At 73.2% G+C, this 22,412-nt stretch carries 20 protein-coding genes; 9 read left to right on the forward strand and 11 right to left on the reverse strand.

The features are described 5' to 3' along the window. The first annotated feature begins 101 nt into the window (after positions 1 to 101). Positions 102 to 563, forward strand: a complete 462-nt coding sequence (locus ACZ37P_RS28855; RefSeq protein ID WP_391048511.1) for a MaoC family dehydratase — start codon at positions 102 to 104, stop codon at positions 561 to 563. 55 nt (positions 564 to 618) lie between these two features. Here ACZ37P_RS28855 and ACZ37P_RS28860 read toward each other — a convergent pair whose 3' ends face one another. Both ACZ37P_RS28860 and ACZ37P_RS28865 read right to left on the reverse strand, forming a co-directional pair. Continuing rightward, positions 619 to 1,233: a TetR/AcrR family transcriptional regulator gene (locus tag ACZ37P_RS28860; protein WP_391048514.1), complete on the reverse strand. Its 615-nt coding sequence runs from the start codon at positions 1,231 to 1,233 to the stop codon at positions 619 to 621. A 210-nt stretch (positions 1,234 to 1,443) separates the two neighbouring features. Continuing rightward, positions 1,444 to 2,598: an acyl-CoA dehydrogenase family protein gene (locus tag ACZ37P_RS28865; RefSeq protein WP_391048517.1), complete on the reverse strand. Its 1,155-nt coding sequence runs from the start codon at positions 2,596 to 2,598 to the stop codon at positions 1,444 to 1,446. 89 nt (positions 2,599 to 2,687) lie between these two features. Between ACZ37P_RS28865 and ACZ37P_RS28870 the strand changes: the two genes are divergently transcribed. Both ACZ37P_RS28870 and ACZ37P_RS28875 read left to right on the forward strand, forming a co-directional pair. Beyond that, positions 2,688 to 3,341 carry a TetR/AcrR family transcriptional regulator gene (locus ACZ37P_RS28870; RefSeq protein WP_391161271.1) on the forward strand — a complete coding sequence of 218 codons (654 nt, stop codon included), beginning with the start codon at positions 2,688 to 2,690 and terminating at the stop codon, positions 3,339 to 3,341. Between the two features lie 71 nt (positions 3,342 to 3,412). Further along, a complete protein-coding gene (locus ACZ37P_RS28875) occupies positions 3,413 to 3,958 on the forward strand; it encodes a DUF402 domain-containing protein (protein WP_391161273.1) in 546 nt (181 codons plus the stop codon). 97 nt (positions 3,959 to 4,055) lie between these two features. Here the strand turns inward: ACZ37P_RS28875 and ACZ37P_RS28880 are convergent, their stop codons facing one another. The 5 genes from ACZ37P_RS28880 to ACZ37P_RS28900 all read right to left on the reverse strand — a co-directional run bounded on the left by ACZ37P_RS28880 (position 4,056) and on the right by ACZ37P_RS28900 (position 10,783). After that, entirely contained in the window at positions 4,056 to 5,138 is a 1,083-nt protein-coding gene (locus ACZ37P_RS28880) for a Zn-dependent alcohol dehydrogenase (protein ID WP_467349307.1), read from the reverse strand. A 248-nt stretch (positions 5,139 to 5,386) separates the two neighbouring features. Beyond that, positions 5,387 to 6,787 (reverse strand): aldehyde dehydrogenase family protein, encoded by a 1,401-nt coding sequence (locus ACZ37P_RS28885; protein WP_355333606.1) that lies wholly within the window; start codon positions 6,785 to 6,787, stop codon positions 5,387 to 5,389. Positions 6,788 to 7,088: 301 nt separating this feature from the next. After that, a complete protein-coding gene (locus ACZ37P_RS28890) occupies positions 7,089 to 9,329 on the reverse strand; it encodes a molybdopterin-dependent oxidoreductase (protein WP_401313541.1) in 2,241 nt (746 codons plus the stop codon). A 187-nt stretch (positions 9,330 to 9,516) separates the two neighbouring features. Continuing rightward, positions 9,517 to 10,122, reverse strand: a complete 606-nt coding sequence (locus tag ACZ37P_RS28895; RefSeq protein ID WP_355333401.1) for a TetR/AcrR family transcriptional regulator — start codon at positions 10,120 to 10,122, stop codon at positions 9,517 to 9,519. 7 nt (positions 10,123 to 10,129) lie between these two features. Further along, positions 10,130 to 10,783, reverse strand: a complete 654-nt coding sequence (locus ACZ37P_RS28900) for a TetR/AcrR family transcriptional regulator (protein ID WP_467349309.1) — start codon at positions 10,781 to 10,783, stop codon at positions 10,130 to 10,132. Positions 10,784 to 10,925: 142 nt separating this feature from the next. Here ACZ37P_RS28900 and ACZ37P_RS28905 point away from each other — a divergent pair, with 142 nt between their 5' ends. The 5 genes from ACZ37P_RS28905 (at position 10,926) to ACZ37P_RS28925 (ending at position 16,604) form a co-directional block, all read left to right on the forward strand. Then, positions 10,926 to 12,341 carry a DHA2 family efflux MFS transporter permease subunit gene (locus tag ACZ37P_RS28905; protein WP_467349310.1) on the forward strand — a complete coding sequence of 472 codons (1,416 nt, stop codon included), beginning with the start codon at positions 10,926 to 10,928 and terminating at the stop codon, positions 12,339 to 12,341. Between the two features lies 1 nt (position 12,342). Further along, entirely contained in the window at positions 12,343 to 13,170 is an 828-nt protein-coding gene (locus ACZ37P_RS28910) for an SGNH/GDSL hydrolase family protein (protein ID WP_467349312.1), read from the forward strand. A 67-nt stretch (positions 13,171 to 13,237) separates the two neighbouring features. After that, positions 13,238 to 14,578: a homogentisate 1,2-dioxygenase gene (gene hmgA, locus ACZ37P_RS28915; protein WP_391161284.1), complete on the forward strand. Its 1,341-nt coding sequence runs from the start codon at positions 13,238 to 13,240 to the stop codon at positions 14,576 to 14,578. Next, on the forward strand, positions 14,575 to 15,321 hold the full coding sequence (locus ACZ37P_RS28920) for a GntR family transcriptional regulator (RefSeq protein WP_355333412.1): 747 nt from the start codon (positions 14,575 to 14,577) through the stop codon (positions 15,319 to 15,321). Before hmgA ends, ACZ37P_RS28920 begins: the two co-directional genes overlap by 4 nt. Positions 15,322 to 15,335: 14 nt before the next feature. Next, on the forward strand, positions 15,336 to 16,604 hold the full coding sequence (locus tag ACZ37P_RS28925) for a type ISP restriction/modification enzyme (RefSeq protein WP_467349314.1): 1,269 nt from the start codon (positions 15,336 to 15,338) through the stop codon (positions 16,602 to 16,604). 278 nt (positions 16,605 to 16,882) lie between these two features. Here the strand turns inward: ACZ37P_RS28925 and ACZ37P_RS28930 are convergent, their stop codons facing one another. After that, the gene (locus tag ACZ37P_RS28930) at positions 16,883 to 17,146 is read right to left on the reverse strand and encodes a hypothetical protein (RefSeq protein ID WP_401856331.1); all 264 of its coding nucleotides are present in this window, start codon (positions 17,144 to 17,146) and stop codon (positions 16,883 to 16,885) included. Positions 17,147 to 17,536: 390 nt separating this feature from the next. Between ACZ37P_RS28930 and ACZ37P_RS28935 the strand changes: the two genes are divergently transcribed. Continuing rightward, positions 17,537 to 18,706 (forward strand): DUF5925 domain-containing protein, encoded by a 1,170-nt coding sequence (locus ACZ37P_RS28935; RefSeq protein WP_467349316.1) that lies wholly within the window; start codon positions 17,537 to 17,539, stop codon positions 18,704 to 18,706. A 476-nt stretch (positions 18,707 to 19,182) separates the two neighbouring features. On the opposite strand, the gene ACZ37P_RS28940 is transcribed toward ACZ37P_RS28935, so the two are convergent. Genes ACZ37P_RS28940 through ACZ37P_RS28950 form a run of 3 tightly spaced genes read right to left on the reverse strand, consistent with a single transcriptional unit; the run spans position 19,183 to position 22,400 of the window. After that, a complete protein-coding gene (locus ACZ37P_RS28940) occupies positions 19,183 to 19,554 on the reverse strand; it encodes a GntR family transcriptional regulator (protein WP_188283791.1) in 372 nt (123 codons plus the stop codon). Next, positions 19,551 to 20,681, reverse strand: coding sequence for a methyltransferase domain-containing protein (locus tag ACZ37P_RS28945; protein WP_467349318.1), 1,131 nt, complete (start codon positions 20,679 to 20,681; stop codon positions 19,551 to 19,553). The genes ACZ37P_RS28940 and ACZ37P_RS28945 overlap by 4 nt, the downstream gene beginning before the upstream one ends. A gap of 36 nt (positions 20,682 to 20,717) precedes the next feature. Further along, positions 20,718 to 22,400 (reverse strand): carboxyl transferase domain-containing protein, encoded by a 1,683-nt coding sequence (locus ACZ37P_RS28950; RefSeq protein WP_467349320.1) that lies wholly within the window; start codon positions 22,398 to 22,400, stop codon positions 20,718 to 20,720. Between the last annotated feature and the right edge of the window lie 12 nt (positions 22,401 to 22,412).

A 22,412-nucleotide genomic window follows, 5' to 3' on the forward strand; every position in this document is an offset into this window, starting at 1 on the left:
GCGATTGACACCCGGCGGCCCCCGAACCATGCTGAGAGTCGCTGAGCAAGCGCTTAGAAACCCGTAGCGCGCCGTACCGGACCGCCCCTGGAGGCCACCCCATGTCGCAGCCCCGCATCTTCGCTTCGCCGGACGAACTGCGCGCCGCCGTCGGCGAACAGCTCGGCTGGACCGAGTGGCAGGAGATCGACCAGAAGCGGATCGACCTGTTCGCCGAGGCCACCGGGGACCACCAGTGGATCCACGTCGACGCGGAGAAGGCGGCGCTCGGCCCGTTCGGCACGACCATCGCGCACGGCTATCTGACGCTCTCCCTGATCCCGTCCCTCACCCCGCAGCTCCTGCTGGTCGAGGGCGTGAAGATGGGCGTCAACTACGGCGTGAACAAGGTGCGTTTCCCCGCTCCCGTACCGGTCGGCTCCCGGCTCCGCGCGACCGCCGAGGTCGCGGAGGTCACCGAGGTGGGCGGCGGCATCCAGCTCGTGACGAAGGTGACCATCGAGCGCGAGGGCGGCGACAAGCCGGTGTGCGTGGCGGAGACGGTGGCCCGCTTCTATCTGTAGCTCTGCGGACGCGTTCGGGCGGCTGTCCGTGGAGGCGTTCGCGCGGGTAGCGCCCTCAGGCCGTGGGCCGCACCATGCGCAGCACGAGGTCGGCGTAGAGCGCGCCGACCTCGTCCGGGGTCCTGCGGCCCTCGGGGTTGAACCAGCGGGCCACGTCGATGCAGAGCGACAGCACGGCGAGCGTGGTCCCGGAGACCTCGGGGACGTCGAATTCGCCCGCCGTCACGCCGTCCTTGATGATCGTGCGGATCGCGTCCTCGCTCTGCCGCCGCAGCGCCACGATCTCCGCGTGGTGCTCGGGGGCGAGCGCGCCCAGTTCGTACTGCACGACCCGCCCGGTCGTGTGGTGCTCGGCGTGCCAGCGGACGAAGGCGCGTACGGCGCTCTCCAGCCGTTCGGCCGCGCTGCCGTCGCCGTCCCTGGCCTCGGAGAGCATGGCGAGCGAGCGCAGGTGGCCGACCTTGCTGATCTGGTAGAGCAGTTCCTCTTTGGTCTTGTAGTGGATGTAGAGCGCGGCGGGGCTCATGCCCGCGCGCCCGGCGATGTCGCGGGTGGTCGTGGCGTGGTAGCCGCGCTCGGCGAACGCCTGCACCGCCGCGATCACCAGCCGCCTCGCGGCGTCGGGGCTGATGTCCCCCCACGCCTCGCCGGTTGTCGCCTCGACGCTCATCGCACGCTCCTCACCGCCGGTCACAGCCGCCACCCTATCGCGGGGCTGAGCAAGCGCTTAGATACTAAGCGGTCGCTCGTCACTTGTCGTGACCAGGGCAGGGGGACGTCGAGACAGGACGTCGAAGCGGTACGGGGCGCGGTGCGTGGAAGTGGTACGGGTGCCGTACGGGGAGTGCGGTACGGGTGCGTACAGGTGCGCGGCCTGCGGTCAGAACGCCGATACGCCGGTCAGCGCCCGTCCGATCAGCAGCTTGTGTATCTGGCTGGTGCCTTCGTACAGCGTCATGACCCGCGCGTCCCGCAGCAGCTTGCCCGCCGGGTACTCATCGATGTAGCCGTAGCCGCCGAAGACCTGGAGGGCGTTGTTGGCACAGCGCACGGCGGCCTCGCTCGCGTAGAGCTTGGCGACCGAGGACTCGGTGGCGAAGGGCAGCCCGCGGTCGATCAGGTCGGCGACCCGCCAGGTGAGCAGCCGGGCCGCGTCCACGTCCACCGCGATGTCGGCGAGCAGCTCCTGGACGAGCTGGCGTCCGGCGATCGGCGCGCCGAACTGCTCGCGCTCCCCCGCGTACGCCACCGCCGCGTCCAGGCACGCCTGGGCGATGCCGACACAGCCCGCCGCGACCGACATCCGGCCCTTGGCCAGCGCGGACATCGCCACGGAGAAGCCCTTGCCCTCGGGCGCGAGCATCGCGGAGGCCGGGACGCGGACGCCGTCGAGGACCAGCTCGGCCGTCGCCTGCCCGCGCAGCCCGAGCTTGCCGTGGATCTCGCGGCGGGTCAGGCCCGCCGTGTCGGTCGGCACCAGGAAGGCGCTGACGCCCTTGTGCCCCTCGTCGGCGCGGCCGGTGCGGGCGAAGAGCAGGACGACATCGGCCCAGGTGCCGTTGGTGATGAACATCTTGCTGCCGGTGATCACGTACGAGTCGCCGTCCCGTACCGCGCGGGTGGTGAGATTCGCGGCGTCCGAACCGGTGCCCGGCTCGGTCAGCCCGAAGCAGCCGACCGCGTCGCCCGCGGTGAGCCGGGGCAGCCACGCGCGCTTGTGCTCCTCGCTCCCCCAGCGCGCGATCGACTTGGCGACCAGGCCGAGCGAGACCGAGACGATGCCGCGCACGGAGGAGTCGCCACGGCCCAGCTCCTCGGTCACCAGGCAGTAGGCGAGGTGGTCGCCGCCGGAGCCGCCGTACTCCTCGTCGACGGTCAGCCCCAGGAAACCGAGCGCGCCGAGCTTCTTCACGATGGCGCGGTCCACGCTCTCGGCGCGGTCCCACGCCACCGCGTTCGGCGTGATCTCGCGCTCGGTGAAGTCCCTGGCCAGCTCCTTGACGGCGGCCTGCTCCTCGGTCAGCTCAAGGTTCACTGCGTCGTCACCGCATCCCACGATCGTCCGGACGATCCGTCGAAACTACCACCGCTAGTTTTCGGGCGGCAGGCTCTACTATGTGCCGCATGGCCCGCCCCCGCAAGCCCCTGCTCAGCCGCGATCGGATCGTCACGGCGGCCCTCGCCCTCATCGACGAGGAGGGTCTGGCGGCCCTGTCCACCCGGCGGCTCGCGGCCGAACTGGGCGTGAGCGGGCCCTCCCTCTACAACCACTTCGCCACCAAGGAAGCCATCCTCGACGCGGCGGCCGACACCGTCGTCACCCAGGTCGACCTGTCGATGTTCGGTGACGGCAGGGACTGGCGGCAGGCGCTGCTCGACTGGGGCCGCTCCTACCGCGCCGCCCTCACCGACCACCCGCACATCGTGCCGTTCCTCGCCGTCGGGCCCGGCCTGCGGCCCGCCGGGCTCCGGATGGCCGACGCCGTCTTCGGCGGCATGGTCGAGGCGGGCTGGCCGCCCGCCCACGCCACCCGGATCGGCGCCCTCATGCGCTACTTCGTCACCGGCTCCGCGCTCGGCTCCTTCGCGGGCGGCTTCGTCGGCGACGCGGACGTCTACGACCCCGCCGACTATCCGCACCTCGGCCAGGCCCACCTCCTCGCCAAGCACCAGCGGCAGATCGACAGCGGCGCCTTCGAGACGGGGCTGCGCGCGCTGATCGACGGTCTGGCCGTCCAGTTCGAGGCGCTCGCGGGCCCGGGAACCGCCCCGGCGTGAGCCCGGCAAGGGTGGCCTCCCGGCGGGAAATCCGGGGGCGGACCTGCCGCGCCTGCTGACAGGATGGCGCCATGTCAGAACCGGTCCCGCAGGGCCCCGAGCCCGACTTCGTCCAGGTCAACTACCGCAAATACGACGGCACTCTGCACTGGAATCTGCGGATGCGGCGGCTCGGTGAGGACGAGCACGGCGTATGGCTCGGCCTTCCCGGCTTCGGCCTGGTGCGCAAGGGCCACAACCCCCACGTCCCGATCCCCGAGGCGCACATCATCCTCTTCCCGCGCGACGCCTGGTGGACGGCGACCTTCAACGCCGCGCCCCGCCGCACCGAGATCTACTGCGACATCACCACCCCGCCGCGGTGGCCGTCCCCCGCCGAGGTCACCATGGTCGACCTCGACCTGGACGTCCTGCTCAAGCGCGGCGCCGACCTGCCGATCCTGGTCGACGAGGACGAATTCGCCGAGCACCAGGTGCGGTACGGCTACCCCGCCGATGTGATCGGCGCCGCCGAATCCGCCGCCGCGTGGCTGATGACGGCGGTGGCGGAGGGCACCGGTCCCTTCGACGGCACCCACCGGCACTGGCTGGCGATGGTCGACGGCGCGCAGGCGTAGGCGTACGCGTAGACGTCCGCCTAGACGTACGCCCAGGGACGCGCCCGCTGACAGCGGCGGGTGCGCGGTCCCGCGGGAATCCGGCCCGACCGACCGGTCAGAAGACCACCAGCGTCCGGCCGCCGCGCCCGGCGGTCATCGCCTCGAAGGCCGCCGGGATGCCATCGAGCGTGATGCGGTCGGTGACCATGGCGGACAGGTCGAGGCGGCCCGCCCGTACGTGCTCGGCGAGCACCGGCAGATCCACGGCCGGGTCGCAGTTTCCGTACACGCAGCCGGAGAGCGTGCGGCCGAAGTAGAAGAGTTCCAGCGCGGTGAAGGTGACCTGCTGGTCCTGGCCGCCGATGCCGACCACTGTCGTACGGCCGCCGCGGCGCGTGGAGGACCAGGCGGTGCGGATGGTGTCGGCGCGGCCCACGCACTCGATGGCCGCGTCGGCGCCGAAGCCGTCGGTGAGCTTGCGGATCCGCTTGGCCGTGTCGTCCCCGGAGACGACGAAGTCGGTGGCGCCGGCCGCCCGCGCCAGCTCCTCCTTGGCGGGGGCGACATCGACCGCGATGATCCGCTCGGCGCCCGCGATCCGCGCCGACTGGAGCACGGCGAGCCCCACGCCGCCGACCCCGTAGACGGCGACGCTCTCGCCGGTACGGATCCGCGCCGAGTGGTGCACCGCGCCGTAGCCGGTGAGTACGGCGCAGCCGAGCAGCGCGGCGTCGGTGAGCGGGACGCCGTCGGGGAGCGGCAGGACCGCGCCCGCGGCGACCACGGTCTCCTCGGCGAAGACGGCGGTGCCCAGGCCCGGGTAGAGCGGGCTGCCGTCGGCGGCCAGCGTGGCGTACGGACTGGCGGCTGCCGTGGCGGAGTTGGCGCACAGCCAGGGCTCGGCGAGGCCGCAGAAGTGGCAGTCGCCGCAGGCTGGCGCCCAGTTGAGGACCACGCGGTCACCGGGGGCGAGATGGCCGACGCCGTCTCCGACCGACACCACCGTGCCCGCGCCCTCATGGCCGAGGACGGCGGGTACCGGCTGGCGCAGCGTCCCGTTGGACAGCGACAGGTCGGAGTGGCACACGCCCGCCGCCGCCAGCCGGACCCGGACCTGTCCGGGGCCGGGGTCGGGCAGCTCGATGTCGGCGACGGCCAGCGGCGCGTTGACGGCGGGCAGGACGGCTGCGCGTACCACGAGGTCTCCTGGGTGCGGGGCTGCGAGCGGATCCGGATGCGGACGGATGCGGTCGGGGGCTGGCGGATGCGGTCGGGGGCTGACGGATGCGGTCGGGGGCTGACGGATGCGGGTGCGGACGAGCGGGCGTGAGCGGGGTGGGGCAACGGGCCGGTCGGACCGGGTCGGCCGGGGTGATCCCGGTCGACCGAGTCGGCCCGAACGGGTCGGGAGGGGGGAGCGGTTCGTGCGGTCCTGCGGTCCTGCGGTCAGAACTGGAGGGACTTGGTCTGGAGGTACTCCGCCAGCCCGTGCGCGCCCAGCTCGCGGCCGACCCCGGACTGCTTGTAACCGCCGAAGGGCGCCAGCGGGTTGAACCGGCCGCCGTTGATGTCGACCTGTCCGGTGTCCATCCGGCGGGCGAAGGCGACGGCCTCCGCGTCGTCGGCGCCCCAGACCGCGCCCGCGAGCCCGTACACCGTGCCGTTGGCGATGCGCAGGGCGTCGTCCTCGTCCTCGTACCTGATCAGGGCGACGACCGGGCCGAAGATCTCCTCCTGGGCGATCGTCATACCGGGGTCGACGTCGGCGAAGACGGTGGGGCGTACGTAGTAGCCGGTCTCCAGTCCGTCCGGCGCGTCGGGGCCGCCGACGACGATCCGCGCGCCTTCCGCGGCGCCGCGCCGTATGTAGCCGCGCACCCGCTCGCGCTGCTTGGCGTTGACGACCGGGCCGAGCCGTTCGCCGGGTACGTACTTGGCGGCTGCCGCGGTGGCCGCCTCGACGGCTTCGTCGTAGCGCGCGGAGTCGACGAGGATCCGGGTCCAGGCGCTGCATGTCTGGCCGGAGTTGGCGAAGACGTTGGCGATGCCGACGTTGACGGCGCGGGCGAGGTCGGCGCCGGGGAGGATGACGTTCGCGGACTTTCCGCCCAGTTCGAGCGCGACGCGCTTGACGGCGGCGCCCGCGGTGGCGCCGATCTGCCGTCCGACCGCGGTGGAACCGGTGAAGGAGACCATGTCCACGCCGGGGTGCTCGGCGAGCGCCTGTCCGGCGACCGGGCCGAGTCCGGTGACCAGGTTGAAGACTCCGGCGGGGAGCCCGGCCTCGTCGAGGATCGCGGCGAAGAGCTGGGCGACCAGTGGGGTGTCCTCCGCGGGCTTGAGCACCACGGTGCAGCCCGCGGCCAGCGCGGGGGCGGCCTTGGCGACGACCTGGTGCAGCGGGTAGTTCCACGGCGTGATCGCGCCGACGACGCCGACCGGCTCCTGGAACACCCGTGAGTTGCCGACCTGTTCCTCGAAGCCGTACCCGGCGGCGAGCGCGGCGAAGCTGCCCATGACGGCGGTGGGCATGTCGGTGTGGACGGCGGCGGCGAAGGCTGGCGGGGCGCCCAGCTCGGCGGCGACGGTCGCGGCGATCTCCTCGCGGCGCGCCGCCATCAGGTCGCGTACCGCGCCGAGTATCGCGCCGCGTTCCGCGGGCGGGGTGGCCGCCCAGCCGGGCAGGGCGGCGCGCGCGGCGCGTACGGCCTCGTCCACGTCCTCCGCGGTGCCCGCGGGCACCTGTCCGATGACCTTCTCGGTCACCGGGTTGACGACGTCGATCCGGCCGCCGCCCGCGGCGGGGCGCCACTTCCCGCCGATGTACTGGGCGTCGCGCGATGTCACCAGGTCCTGTGCGCCCTCTGCCGTACCGTCCACCGTTGCTGCCCTCCGGGGTCACCGCTCTGCGTCCGACGCCCAAACTAGCGCCGTTAGTTTTTTGTGGCCAGGGTGTGTCGCGTGCCGTCAGTCACGTCGCGCCGGGAACACCCGACGACCCGGGCTCCGCGCGGGGCCGGGCCGGGCCCGTGACGTCCGGCCGCCCTCCCCGGGCGACCCGCGCCCAGGGGTCCCGTGCCCCGCTGTCCGGGTGTCACACCACTCGGCGGCGCCGTGTCACCCGGCCGTGTCACGGGCGCGGCGCGGGTCAGCGGACGGCCTCCATCCGTATCGGGAATCCGTTGAGCACGGCCGTGCCGGAGAGCGGGTCGAGCCGCGTGCCGTCGAGCAACTGATTGACGTTGACGCCCGGCTCGCGGGCCGCCTCGGTCAGCCGGGTGCCCTCGCGGTCGTGACCCCAGCCGTGCGGCACGCTGACCACTCCGGGGCGCAGCGCGTCGGTGATCTCGACGGCCGCGGTGATCTCCCCGCCGTCGCCCTTGATCAGGGCGAGCGCCCCGTCGGCCAGCCCGAGCCGGGCCGCGTCGACGGGGTGTATCTGCGCCGTGCAGCGGTTGGTGCCGCCGGTGAGCGCGGGCACATTGTGCATCCAGGAGTTGTTGGACCGCAGATGGCGGCGCCCGATGAGGACCAGCCCTTCGCCGTCCGCGCCGCGCGTCACCGCGGCCCGCAGCCGCGGCAGATCGGCGGCAATGGCCTCGGGCGCCAGCTCGACCGTGCCGGACGGTGTCCGCAGCACCTCGGGCACGCGCGGGCGCAGCGGGCCGAGGTCGATGCCGTGCGGCCGGTCCAGGACCCTCGCCAGGGTGAGGCCGTCGGGGTCGGCGCCGAAGCCGTCGCCGTACGGGCCGAGGCGCAGCATCATGTCGAGCCGCCGCTCGTATCCGGTGCTCCCGCCGAGCGCGGCGGACAGCTCCGCGACGTCCCGGCCGTGGACCGGCGAGTGCGGGTCGCCGGTCTCGGCGGTGAGCTTGCGGACCACCGCCTGTTCGTCCACGAGCGCGGGGTCGGCTCCCTGGCCCCGGGTCTGTCCCAGGACGGCGAGGATCAGCCGGGCGTGGATCTCCGGTTCGTCCAGCAGTCCGTCCTCCAGCGGCACCGCGGGCGGGCTGTAGCGGACGGTGTTGCGGACCGCGAGCGTGCTGAAGGCGAAGTCGTAGTGCGCGCTCTGCGCGGGCGGGGGCGGCGGCAGCACCACATCGGCGTGGCGCGAGGTCTCGTTGAGATACGGATCGACGCTGACCATGAAGTCCAGGCCGTCCAGGGCGCGGTCGAGCCGCAGGCCGTCGGGGGCGGACAGCACCGGGTTGGCCGCGACCACGACGAGGGCGCGCAGGCGGCCGTCCCCGGGGGTGTCGATCTCCTCGGCGAGGGCGGCGGCGGGCAGTTCGCCCTTGACCTCGGGGTGTCCCGAGACCCGGCTGTGCCAGCGGCCGACGCGGAATCCCTTGCCGGGGCCGGGCGGTCGGGGCGCCCGCGCGGTGGCCGCGAGCGGGAACATGGCACCGCCCGGCCGGTCCAGATTGCCGGTCAGCGCGTTGAGCACGTCGACCGCCCAGCTCGCCAGGGTGCCGAATTCCACGGCGGTGCTGCCGAGCCGCCCGTAGACCACGGCGCGCTCGGCCGCCGCCAACTCGCGCGCCAGGGCCCGGATGTCGTCGGCCGGGACGTCGCAATACGCGGCGACCGCCTCCGGCGCGAAATCCGTCACCAGGTCGCGTACTTCGGCCACACCGCTGAGCCACGGGGTCAGTTCGCCGGGGTCCGCGAGCCCTTCGGCGAACAGTGTCCTGACCATGGCGAGCAGCAGGGCCGCGTCGGTGCCGGGCCTGGGCGCCACATGGCGGTCGGCGGCGCGGGCGGTCCTGGTGCGGTGCGGGTCGATGACGACGAGTCTGCCGCCGCGCCGCCGCAGCGCCTTGAGCTTGCCGGGGAAGTCGGCGGCGGTGGCCAGACTGCCGTTGGACACCAGCGGGTTCGCGCCGATGAGCAGCAGATGGTCGGTGCGGTCCAGGTCGGGCACCGGGATCGCGTTCGGGTCGCCGAAGAGGTAGCCGCAGGACACGTGCTTGGGCATCTGGTCGAGCGTGCTCGCGGTGAAGACGCGGCGGGTGCGCAGCGCGCCGATGAGCTGCGCGGGGTAGAGGCCGCCCGCCATCGTGTGCACATTGGGGTTGCCGAGGACGACGCCGACCGCGTCACCGCCGTGCGCGCCGGTGACCGCGCCGATCCCGGCGGCGACGGCCGCGTACGCCTCGTCCCACGTCGCCTCGGTCAGCCGGCCCTCGCGGCGCACCAGGGGGCGCCGCAGCCGGTCGGGGTCGGCGTCGAGCGCGCCGAAAGCGGCGCCCTTGGGGCAGATGAAGCCCGCGCTGAACACGTCGTCCCGGTCGCCGCGGGCGTGCGTCACCCGTCCGTCGTCGACGGACAGCGTGAGGCCGCAGGTAGCCTCGCAGAGCGGACAGATGCGCAGGGCGGTTCGGGTCATCGGGGACTCCCCTGGACGGGCGGCGACGTTGGCGCGCGGTCGTCTTCGACATTACCCGGCGGTACTGACAACGACCCCTGGAGCGGGCATCGGGCCTCGCGAGGGCGGGTGCGGGAGATCCGGGAAGGGGCGGGGAGGCCAGGGGACCTGGGGGCCTGGGGGCCTGGGGGCCTGGGGGCCTGGGAGATCAGTCCAGGACGGTCGCGAGATAGGCCCGGATCAGCTCCTTCGTCTCGGAGATCACCCCGGGGTCGCCCGACGGGTCGGTGCGGAAGGCGAGTTGCAGCGCGGCGTCCGCCGTCTCGACGGCGATCACCAAAGCCAGCCGCAGCCGGGGTTCCGAGGGGTCGACCGAGAGCCGTTCGCCGAGCAGCGCGGGCAGCCGGTCGGCGAGGTCGTGGTTGGTCTCGCCCGGCACGCCGAAGTCGACCAGCGCGAAACCGGGCGCGGTGCGCTTCATGGCGGTGTACTCGTCGACCAGGATGTTCACCGCCGTGCGCCAGTCGGGGTCGGTGCCGGGCTCCGCGAGACGCGCGGCCGTACGGTCGAGGAATTCATCGAGGTTGCGGTGGGCGAGGGCGTCCGCGAGGGCGCGCTTGTCGGAGAAGAAACGGTAGACCGACCCGATGGGGACGCCCGCGCGGGCGGCGACGGCGCGGGTGCTGAGACGCTCGTAACCGCCCTCGTCCAACAGCCGGGCGCAGGCGTCGAGGATGCGCTCCAGGCGTTCGGTGCTGCGCTGCTGCACCGGTGCGCGGCGCAGTCCGCTGTCGGCGCCCACGGCCCGTGGCACGGCTCCCTCAGCCCTTCGCGGCGAGCGCGTCGAAGAGCTTGCGCAGGTCGGCGAGGGCTTCCGCCAGGGCGGCCGGCGGGTCGTCGGCCCTGACGATCGCCATCGCGCTCTCGCTGAGTCCGCCGTAGAGCATCGACGTCAGCGGTTCGGCGGGGCGCTGCGAGATCGCGCCCGCCTTGATGGCGTACTTCACGCCGCGCAGGGTGAGTTGGCGGCAGTTGACGCCGAGGTCGCGCATCGCCTCCCAGCCGAGCGCGCCCGGAGCGTCGAAGAGCGTGATGCGCTGCACCTCGGGGTCCAAGGACGCCTCCAGATAGGCGCGGCTGCCCTCGTAGACCGCCTCCCACGGGTCGGCGACCTGGAGATACGCGGTCGAGATCCGGTGGGCGAGACGTTCCTGCTCGCGGGTGTAGACGGCGCTGAAGAGCTGCCTCTTGCCGGAGAAGTGGTGGTAAAGGGCGCCTTTGGTGACGCCCGCCCGCTCGCAGACCGCGTCCAGCGAGGTGGCCGCGTAGCCCTCGGCGGCGAACAGTGCGCGGGCCGCGGTGAGCAGGTCCTCGACGGTGGCGTCCGACCGCTCGCGCTGCGTGGGGCGTGCCGCCGCCCTGCGGGCCGGGACGGTGCCCGTCCCGCTTCCGGTGCCTGTGCGCGGTGCTGCCACGGCGGCGCCCTCCTGTCGTTCGCGATGCCCTTCCCACCCTAGGGCCTGCCCACTCTTGACACGCACATACCTTCGGTATGTATTTTCATACCGTCAGTATGTACTCTCAGTATGTTTCTCGCTGCCAAGGCAAGGACGGCCCATGTCCTCCCCCGCTTCCACCCTCCCCGCACCGCCCGGCTCAGGACGGACCCCGGACGTCAGACCGGGGCTCGTCCTGCTGCTCAGCGCGGGCGCCACCTTCATCGCGTTCCTCGACGCCACCGTGGTCAACGTCGCTTTCCCCGACCTGGCCGAGAGCTTCCCCGCCGACCGCGTGTCCGACCTGTCGTGGGTCGTGAGCAGCTACGCGGTGCTCTTCGCCGCGCTGCTCACCCCGGCGGGACGGATAGCCGACGCCTTCGGCCGCAAGCGCGTCTTCCTGCTGTCGCTCACCGGCTTCACGGTCGCCTCCGCCTTGTGCGCCGCAGCGCCCGGCCTGCCCTGGCTGATCGCCGCCCGCGCCCTCCAGGGCGCCGCCGCGGCCGGGATGATCCCGGCCGCACTCGGGCTGCTGCTCGCCACCACGCCCCCCGCCGGGCTCGCGGCGGCGATCGGCGTCTGGGGCGCCGCGGGCTCGATGGCCAGCGCCGCCGGGCCGAGCCTGGGCGGTCTGCTGGTCGACGCCTTCGGCTGGCGCTCCGTTTTCCTCATCAATGTGCCGGTGGGCATCCTCCTGGTGGCCGCGGGACTGCGCGGCCTGCCGGAACGCGTCGGCGCGGAACGGCGGTTGCCCGACCCGCTGGGCACGCTCGCCGTCACCCTGGGCATCGGCCTGCTGGTGCTCGGCCTCAGCAAGGGCAGCGATTGGGGCTGGGCGTCCGCGGCCACTGTGGGCAGCACATTGTGCGGCGCGGCACTGCTCGTCGTGGCGCTCGTCCGTTCCACGCACCAGGTGACGCCCGCCGTCGAGACCGGCCTGTTCCGCGACAGCGCCTTCGCCGTCGCCTCCTGCGCCGCTGCTTTCGCCGGGGCCGCGCTCTTCGCCTGGATGCTCTGCGGACCGCTGTTCCTCACCACCGTGTGGCACTACTCGGTCCTCAAGGCGGGCTTCGCCCTCACACCAGGCGCGCTCACCTCCGCGGTGGCCGCCCTGGTGGTCGGCAAGCGCGCCCGGCCGCACCATCTGCCCGCCGTCGTGGCCGTGTCCATGGCCGCCTTCGCCGCGGTGAGCGTCTGGACCTGGTTCCAACTCGGCACCGACACCCGTTTCCTGGCGCTGTGGCTGCCCATGGGCCTGATCGGCGGCGCCGCCTTCGGGGCCACGCTCACCGCCCTGTCCACCGCCGCCGCGACATCGCTGCCGCCCCGGCAGTTCGCCTCGGGCGTCGGCATGACCACCACCGCGCGGCAGTTGGGCGGCGCGCTCGGCGTCGCCGCGACCGCCTCGGTCATCGCCGCCCACGGTTTGGACGGGACGCGGGCGTTCCGCGAGGTGTTCCTCGTCTGCGCCGCGCTTGCCGCCGTCGCCGCCGTGGTCGGCCTCGGCCTGACCCGCACCCTTGCCAAGGAGTCCTGAGATGACGCAGCACGGCGACGCCGTTCCCGTTCCCCTCCCCGCTCCCGATCCCGATCCCGATCCCGCTCAGAGTCCCGTCCCCGCTCCCGGTCCCGATCCCGTCCCCGGTCCCGTCCGCAGCGCCGTCAGCGCCTTCTCCGCCACCTATGCGGCCGATCACCCGGCGGAGGCCGCCGACCCCCACTGCCTGTCGCCCGAGGAGAGCGACCGGCTGTTGCGCGGCGCGCCCTGGAAGCGCTTCGCGGTCGTCGGCGACAGCATCGCCGAGGGCCTGGGCGACCCCGTGCCCGGCTACCGCACCGCGCCCTGGGCCGACCGCACCGCGGAGGCCCTGCGCCGGGTCGTGCCGGAGCTGACGTATCTCAACCTCGGCATGCGCGGTCTCACCGCGGGCCAGGTACGCGCCGACCAGGCCGAGCGCGCCGCGCGCTTCGCGCCCGACCTGGTCGCGATCGTCTGCGGCGGCAACGACCTGCTGCTGCCCGGCTTCTCCCCCGAGGTGCTGGAGAAGGAGCTCGACCTGCTCTTCGCCCGGCTGGCCGCGCCCGGCAGGACCCTGTTCGCGTACGCGCTGATGAATGTCGCGGCGGCCGTGCCGGAACTGCGCGGCGGCCCGCTGGAGACCGGCGTCGCCGTCCTCAATCAGGTGACCCGGACGGTCGCGGAGCGCTACGGCGCGGTGGTCGTCGAGATGTACGACCATCCCGCCGTCGCCGACCGCGACCTGTACAGCGCCGACCTGGTGCACGCCTCGGCGAGCGGCCACGCGGTCTCGGCCGCCGCCACCGTCCGGGCCCTGGCAGCGGAGTTTTCCACAGGCTCGGGCTGAGGGTTGCCGCCGTGATTCCTATGGTTCAGCATAGGAATCACGGACGAGACCCCACCGGGAGCAGACCATGAACGCCACGAACGCCGTGAACGGGCCGGGCGGCGCCGACGCCGAGGACGGCAAGGACCTGCCGTACTCCTCGGGCTTCGGCAACGAGCACAGCAGCGAAGCCGTGGCGGGCGCGCTCCCGGAGGGGCGCAACTCACCGCAGCGCGCCCCCTTCGGGCTCTACGCGGAACAGCTCAGCGGCACCGCGTTCACCGAGCCGCGCGCCCGCAACCGACGGAGCTGGCTCTACCGGATCCGGCCCTCGGCCGCCCATCCGCCCTTCCGCCGGGTCCCCAACGGCCAGGTGCGCAGCGCCCCGTTCCTGGACGTGGAGCCCGACCCCAACCGGCTGCGCTGGGGCCCGCTGCCGATGCCGCAGGAGCCGACGGATTTCGTGACCGGCCTGGTCACGGTCGGTGGCAACGGCGATGTGCTGCGCCGTGAGGGCATCGGCATCCACTGGTACGCGGCCAACCTTTCGATGCACAACCGGGTGTTCTCCTCCTCTGACGGCGAGTTCCTGATCGTGCCGCAGCGGGGCGCCCTGCTGCTGCGGACCGAGTTGGGGCTGATCCGCGCCGATCCGGGCGAGGTCGCGCTGATCCCGCGCGGTGTCCGCTTCCGCGTCGAGCTGCCGGACGGCACGGCGAGCGGCTACGTCTGCGAGAACTACGGCCAGCCCTTCCAGCTCCCGGAGTTGGGCCCGATCGGTGCGAACGGACTGGCCAACGCGCGGGACTTCCGCGCCCCGGTCGCCGCCTACGAGGACCGGGACGAGCAGACGGAGGTGGTCAACAAATTCGGCGGCAATCTCTGGGCCGCGGTCTACGACCACTCGCCGCTCGACGTGGTCGCCTGGCACGGCAGCCATGTGCCGTACGTGTACGACCTGCACCGCTTCAACGTGCTGGGGTCGCTCAGCTACGACCACCCCGACCCGTCGATCTTCACGGTGCTCACCTCGCCCTCGGACACGCCGGGGCTCGCGGGCGCGGACTTCGTGGTCTTCGCCCCCCGCTGGCTGGTCGGCGAGGACACCTTCAGGCCGCCGTACTTCCACCGCAATGTGATGACCGAGTTCATGGGCCTGATCGAGGGGGCGTACGACGCGAAGGCCGAGGGCTTCGTGCCCGGCGGCGCCTCGCTGCACAACATGATGTCGGCGCACGGACCGGACCGGGCCACCTTCGACAAGGCGAGCGCCGCCGAACTGGCGCCGCAGCGCGTGGACGACGGGCTGGCGTTCATGTTCGAGACCCGTTGGCCGGTCGTGCCCACCGAGTTCGCGCTGAACGGGGAGCACCGGCAGGGGGGCTACGACCGGGTGTGGGAGGGGCTTGCGAGAAACTTCCGGCCGTGACGTCCTTCGCCCCCGACTCCCTCGTCCTGAACCGCAAGCTGCCGCTGTGGTACCAGGTCTCGCAGTCGTTGCGCGCCTCGATACTGGGCCGCCACGCGCAGGCCCCGCTGCGGCTGCCCACCGAGGACGAGCTGGCCGGGCACTACGGGGTGAGCGTCCTCACCATGCGGCAGGCGCTCAAGGAACTGGAGGACGAGGGCCTGATCAGCCGGCACCGCAGGCGTGGCACCTTCATCGAGCCGACGGCGCTGCGCGGGGCGCCGGTGAAGCTGCTCGGCTCGGTGGACGCGATCGTGGCGCAGCAGTCCGGCGGCCGTACGGCGGTGCTGCGCTACGGTTCCGAGCCGCTCCCGCCGGGGGCCGCCGAGCACTTCCCCGACCTCGACCGGGCCATGGCCTACCGCAGGCTGCGCTGCGACGAGAGCGGTGAGCCCACCAACTGGGCGGAGAATTTCGTACGTCCGGAACTCGGCGCCCGGATCGACCTCGCCGACCTGGAGCGGTGGCCGATGACGAAGGTGCTGCGGGACGTGCTCGGTGTGCGGATCAGCCGGATCACCGACACCGTGGAGGCGCGGCTGGCCGACCCCGAGACGGCGCGGCTGCTGCAAGTGCCGCTGCTGAGCCCGATATTGCACTACACCGGGGTGACCTACGACGAGTCGGGCCGGGCGGTGGACGTGGTGCGCATCCATTACCGGGGTGACCGCTTCTCGTTCACGGTGACGATGGAGGCGCCCTGAGGGTCGTCAGTAGCATGCGTGCGGTGAGCAATGACGCGCCTTTGCTGCACGACGTGATGCCGTGGTCCGTACGCCCGTTGCGGATCGGCCGCGGCTGGCCGATGGCCGCGGAGCCTTCCTGTCTGCGTGCCCGGTGGGCGCTGTTCACCGGCACCGCGGACCAGGACGCCCGGTCGGCGCTGCTGCATCCGACGCGGGCCAGGAATCTGCACACGCCCGTCGCGCAGTTGCCGGGCCACCGCACCCCGACCACCGCGCTGGCCGGCGAGACCGGTCGCTGCCCCGAGCCGGTGCGGGTGCAGCACGGCCCGTACGACCGGCAGTGGCTGATACCCGACCACCGGCTGATCGACGTGGCGCGGGCCGAGATATGGCGGACGGCCGACGACCGGCAGGTCTTCGCGCTGGAACAGGCGTATCAGGCGCGGGCCGCGTCGGTGGCGGAGTCCGGGGCGCCGGAGCCCGCCGTGGTGTTCTGCGCGCTGCTGCCCGACGGGCGCTCCCCTGCCGGGCGGCCGGGCTGGATACGGCCGCTGTTCCGGCAGCCGGGCGGCCGGGACCCCAACATCGCGCCGGGGCTGACCGCCCTGCTCTCCGCGCGGCTGGGCACCGAGGTCGCCGCCGCGGACGTGCTGGCCTGGATCGGCGCGGCGGCGCGGCCGGGCCCCGGCGGCGCCCTCGTACCGCTGCCCCGTGATCCCGCGCTCTGGCAGGAGGGGCTGGCGCTCGGGCGCCGGACGCTGTGGCTCCAGACCCACGGGGCGCGGTTCGCCGATCCCGCCGAGGGACGCGACGCCGGTCGGCTCCGGCTGCCCGGAGGAAGCCGCCCTTACGTCCGCTCGCCGCTGCCGGACACCCCGGCCGCCGGGGAGTTGTCGTACGACCCGGACGAGCGGGCGCTGCTGATCGGTGACGGCCGGATCTCGCCGGTCTCACCGGCCGCCTGGGAGGTCACCGCGGGTGGGGTGCGGGTGATCGAGGCGTGGTTCGAGCGGCGTACGGCGCCGGGTGCGCCGGGGACCCTGGAGGCGCTGCGACCCGCCGCGTGGACACGGGCCACTACGTCGGAACTGCTGGAACTGATCAGTGTGCTGACGCTGCTGGCCGGTCTGCGCGCGGACCGCGAGGGTCTGGCGCGCCGCCTGGCGGTGCGCGGCGAGACGGTCACGACGGCCGAACTGCGGGCCGGCGGCGTACTGCCGGTACCCGCCGCCAGGCGCAGGCCCGCCTCCGTGCTGGAACACCACGAGGAAGGGCCGGACGGGCAGTTCGCCCTGCTGTGACCAGCCGTTGTGACCAGCCGTGCCGTGAACGACCTTGCCGTAAGCGGTCCGACTGCGGCCGGGGGGGAGGGTGTCCGCGCGACCTGGTGTCGCGGCGGACCGTCCGGTGGGGAGGGACGGCCGCGGCGGGCACACACCGAAGCGCCGCGCGAAGCAGCGCCGAGCCGGGACGGTGTGGCCGCCGGACGATCCGAGCACCTGGCCGGTCCGCGGCCCCGACCGAGGTCAGGGGACGGCGGGACCTGGGAGTCCGAGTCCTGGGAGAGGGCGGAGCGGACTCAGCCTCGGTTGCCGAACAGCGATCTCCGCAGCCGTCGCAGCGGCGCGAAGAGCGACACCCTCGCACCGCGGTTGGCCGTGGTGTGCACGGTGTTGCGCGAGGTCAGCTCCTGCATCAGCACAGTCGCTTCCTCTGTGTCGCGCTGGGGCAGGGCAGGCCCGGCCAGTATCGCGAGGTGCCGGTCGAGGCGCGCACTGGACGCGCCTGTACCGCAGTTGATGGCAGGCACTCGTGGCCTGCTGTGCATCGCTATCTGTTCCATTACTCTCCCCACCCTTACGAGGGCACCCGGCTCGGGCAGGCTAACCCTATCGCCCCGCCACGTCACGTGCGCATCCTGGACTCATTCGCGACGCCGTATTCACCTTCTCCTCAAGGGCGTTGACATTCCAAGGGCATGTGCCCAGCTCGGCCGCCCGATCGGCGGCGACCGCTGTGACCTGGCAACAGTGCCGTTCCCGTGGGTCTCCCCCGCCGCCCCGCCGGGGACACCCACGAGCGTGGACGTACGCTTGTACGAGAAGTTCAAGCCGCCCGGCACCTCGCTCGCCAAATACTGACAAGACGGTATGAATCCACCAACGGCGTGGTGGGAGGCCCGGCATGGAAAAAGACTGGGCGAATCGGGCCCGCGTGCCGGATCATGGGCCGCATGTCCGCGACACCCAGTAAACCGAGGAGGCAAGTGCCGCCCACCACCGGAACCGGCAAGGGACCGGCCGCCAAGCCGACCGCCGCCACCGCCCCGCACCAGGCGCTCCCCGTCCATCTGCGACTGGACGACAGCGACTCCCCGTCCGATGTCGTGGACGCCCTCTTCCTGGGCCGGTTCACCTCGGGCGAGCAGCCGTTCTCGCGCGGCGCCTCGCTGGAGAATGTGAAGTCCGGCCTCACACTGCTGCCGCCGGACGCGGTGGTACTGCGCCAGGCCCGCGACAAGGACCGCAGCGCCACCCTCGCCGAGGGCGACGGCTGGACCGTCCTCATCTCCCGCTGGAACCGGGGCGCCGACGTCACCGTGGCCGCCGTCACGGACGAACTGGCCGAGCAGGTGCTGAAGTCCTCCGTCAACGACGCCGAGGACGAGCCGGAGCCGCAGCCCGAGAACGTCACCATGGGCTTCTGGTACGTCTCGCCGCGCCGCGGACCGCACCGCACCACCCGGCAGATCTCCGCCGCCACGTGGGAGGAGCTGCGCGGGAACTACACCGCGCCGGTCGCCGACTCGATGGACGGCCTGATGAAGCTCACGGCCGACGACATCACCGGCCGCCTGCTGCTGCTCCACGGCCCGCCCGGCACCGGCAAAACCTCGGCGCTGCGCACCCTGGCCCGGTCCTGGCGCGACTGGTGCCAGGTCGACTGCGTGCTCGACCCCGAGCGGCTCTTCAACGACGTCGGCTATCTGATGGACATCGCCATCGGCGAGGACGACGGCACGGCGGGCGGTCGCTGGCGGCTCCTGCTGCTGGAGGACTGCGACGAGCTGATCCGGGGCCAGGCCAAGCACCAGACCGGCCAGGCGCTGTCCCGGCTGCTCAATCTCACGGACGGGCTGCTCGGCCAGGGCCGCAATGTGCTGGTCGGCATCACCACCAACGAGGATCTGGAACGCCTGCACCCCGCGGTGGTCCGGCCGGGCCGCTGCCTGGCCAGGATCGAGGTCGGCCCGCTGACCCGTGACGAGGCCGTCAACTGGCTGGGCACTCCCGAGGGCATCGGCCGCGAAGGCGCCACCCTCGCCGAGCTGTACGCGCTCCGCCGCGGCAGCACGGCCGCCCTGCCCGTCCCCGCCCAGGCGTCGGACGGCCTCTACCTCTAGCAGCTCCGGCGGTTTCCCCGCCCCGGACGCCGCCAAGGCCGATGAGGCGTCCGGGAACCGCGCGGCCCGCGGGTGAGAAGACGCACAAGGAGACGCGCGAGTGCCGGACGCCGCCTTGGAGACGTCCGCTGTTGTCATGACTCCGACGGCACCGACGCCCTCGTGGCCCGAGTGGCGGAGGAACTCGCGGCAGCGCCTGGCGAACGCTCCGAGCAGACGGTGTACGCGGCGGGCGGTCTCGCCGTGACCGTCCGTACCGGCATCCCGGCGACCGACCCTCCACCACCTGCGGACCATCGCGATCACTCCCCCCGTCTCGCCGAAGCCGACTCCCCCATGGGCCGGCTCCGTTACGTACTCCCGCCGATCCACTACGACGGCTCCCCCACCACCTGGTCACGCCCGCCCGGCCCCCCGGCCGCCGACCCGCCACGCTGGCGCCCCTCCGAGAGCGAGAACCTCCGGGGTCCGGGGCTCTAGGTCTCGTCGACGGCGCGCAGCGCCTCGTCCACCGCGGCCCGCGCGGCGTCCCGGTCGAGCCCGAGGCGGCGCGTGCGTGCCACGTACTCCGCCGCCGCGGCGGCCACTTCCCGTGCGCGGGCGTCGGCTGCGGCGATGTAGGTGCCGTGCCTGCCGCGGGTCTCGATCACCCCGTCGGCCTCCAGCGCGCGGTACGCCTTGGCGACCGTGTTGGCCGCAAGCCCCAACTGCTCGGCGAGTCCCCGTACGGTGGGCAGCTTGTAGCCGACCGGAAGGCGTCCCTCGCGGGCCTCTTCCGCGATCTGCCCGCGCAGTTGCTCGTACGGGGCGGTGGCCGCGTCCGCGTCTACGGTGATCTTCAGGCTCATATCCGGGATCCTGGCACAGCGGACGGCGGCAGCGGCACCGCTCGGCCGCTGCCGGCCGGGTCGTGGGCGATCGGGTCCCCGCTCCCGTGCAGGTGGAGCAGGAACGGCTGCCCGCCCCGGTAGGCGTCGATCCCCGCTCGGCAGTACGCGACCATGTCGTCGGGCAGGGCGTCCAGCGAGTACCAGCCCAGCTCGGAGCACTTGTCGGGCTCGCGGTTGACGGGCTCGCCGCCGCTACCGTATTCGGCCGTGAAGAACCAGCCGATCCTGGCCGCGCCGTCCGGTGCGCGGTGCTGCATGACCAGGGCGACCGCCAGCTCCTCCGACGCCAACTCGATGCCGATCTCCTCGCGGGCCTCGCGGATCATGCCGCTTCTGACGTCCTCGCCGTCCTCCAGGTGTCCGGACGGCGCGTTCAGCAGACCGTCCGCGTAGCCGGTGCCCGAGCGGCGGGCGAGCAGCACCTCGTCGCCGCGGAGCAGCAGCAGATGGACGTCGACGATCTCCTTGTGCCGTTGGGGCGCGGGCGGCCGGAGCACCGCCGCGTACCGCTCGTCCTCGACCTCGCGGCCCCACAACGCGGCGTCGTGCCCGAGCTGTTCGATCACCAGTCGGCCGCCGAGCGGTGCGGTCAGCTCGACGAGTTCCGCGGCCCCGATGCCGACCGGGCTGATCGCGCCCCAGCGTCCTTCGACCAGTACGAGCCTGCCGCCCGGCCGCAACAACCCCACCCAGTGCCGCAGTACGGCCGCCGGATCCGGCAGGGTCCACAGCACGTGCCGGACGAGGACGACATCGAATCCGGCAGGGCCGACCGGCGGCCGGGCGGCGTCGCCGACCAGCACCCGCGCCCCCGTACCCGCCAGCTTCTCCTCGGCCCGCGCGACCATCTTTGTCGATGAGTCGACAGCGGTGATCCGGTGTCCCGCCTCGGCCGCGAGCAACGCGAGGCTTCCCGTGCCGCAGCCGAGGTCGAGCACGTCGGACGGCGTCCCGGGCAGCCACGAGCGCAGCCGTATGGCCCAGGCGTCCCTGACCTTCGGGTCGCGCAGGCCGTGGTCGGGCTCGTCGTCGAAGCGGTCGGCTTCGCCGTCCCAGAAGTCGCGGTTGTCCGTCTCGGTGCTCATGGGAAAAGCCTGCCACCCACCACTGACAATGGCCCCTCAGACCCCGCCCAGCCTGCGATAACGCGCTCTGCGGGCGGCTGTTCGCCGCTCGGGGTCCATCGCGCGGAGGTCCGCGAGACGCGCGCCGAGGACGTGGGCGAGACGAGTGAGGAAGGCGTCCGGGGCGTCGGCGGCGTCCGGGTCCTCCGGGACGACGGCGTCCGCGATGCCGTGGGCGAGCAGCGCGGCCGAGCCGATGCCCTGCTGTTCGGCGAGTTCGACGGCGCGGTCCGTCGTGCGGTGGAGGATCGCGGAGGCGCCTTCGGGCGGGAGCGGGGACAGCCAGGCGTGCCGGGCGACGAGCACCTGATCGGCGGGCAGCAGAGCGAGCGCGCCGCCGCCCGCCCCTTGGCCGAGGAGCAGGCACAGCGTGGGCGCGGGGAGCGTGACGAGGTCGGCGAGGCTGCGGGCGATCTCGGCGGCGAGACCGCCTTCCTCCGCCTCGCGGGAGAGCGCGGCGCCCGCCGTGTCGACAACGGTGAGGAGGGGCAGGCCGAGTTCGGCGGCCATCCGCATCCCGCGCCGTGCCTCGCGCAGCCCGGCGGGTCCCAGCGGCGCGGGTCCGGCTTCCGCGGGGCGGCGGTCGTGGCCGAGCACCACGCACGGCGAGGGTCCGAAGCGGGCGAGTGCCAGCAGCAGACCGGGGTCGCGCTCTCCCGCGCCGGTGCCGCTCAGCGGTGTCACATCGGTGGCACGGGCCAACAGGTCGTGCAGTCCGGGGCGTTCGGGTCGGCGGCTGCGGCGCAGCGAGTCGGCGGTGTCGGCGGTGTCGGCGGTGTCGGCGGTGTCGGCGGTGTCGGCGGGAAGTGACGCGCTCGTGGGAAGCGACGCGTCCACGGGTAGCGGCGTGTCCTCTCCTTGTCCTCTCTCTTCCTGCCCTGCGGGCGCGGGCGGAGATAGGAGTGCGGGCGGAGATACGGGCGTGGACACGGATGGAGGCGCGGGCACGTGCCGGGGCGTGGTCAGGGGCCGGTGCGAGAGCGGGCCCTGCTCGCCGCAGAGCACGTCGAGCGCCGTGGCCGCCGCCGCGGCGAGCGCGCCCGCGGGCAGCACCGCGTCGATCAGACCGTGGGCGAGCAGATTCTCGGAGGTCTGCACTCCGGCGGGAAACTCCTCGCCGTAGAGCGCCTGGTGCACCCGTGGTCCCAGGAAGCCGATGAGCGCGCCGGGTTCCGCCGAGGTGACATGGCCGAGCGATCCCCAGGACGCGAGCACCCCGCCGGTCGTGGGGTGCCGCAGGTGGACCAGGTAAGGGAGTCCGGCGGCTTTGTGGTCGGCGATGGCGGCGGTGACCTTGACCATCTGGAGGAAGGCGATGGTCCCTTCCTGCATGCGGGTGCCGCCGGAGGCGGGCGTGGCCAGCAGCGGGAGCCGTTCGCGGGTGGCGCGTTCGACCGCCGTGACCAGCCGGGTGCCCGCGGCGACTCCGATGGACCCGCCGAGGAAGCCGAACTCCCCTGCCATCAGCGCCACTCGGCGCCCCCGGATCCGCCCCTCCCCCGTCACCACCGACTCGTCCAGGCCGGTACGGGCGCGGGCGGCGAGCAGATCCGCCCGGTAGTCGCCCGCTTCGGGCAGGTCGGCCTCGGCCACCGGTTCGTCCCAGCGGCGCCAGGCGCCGGGGTCGAGGACGGTCCCGATGATCCGGAGGGCGGTGGGCCGGCGGTCTGGGTCGCTCATGGCGCCACCCTG

It is taken from the genome of Streptomyces sp. NPDC024632 (assembly GCF_055559175.1).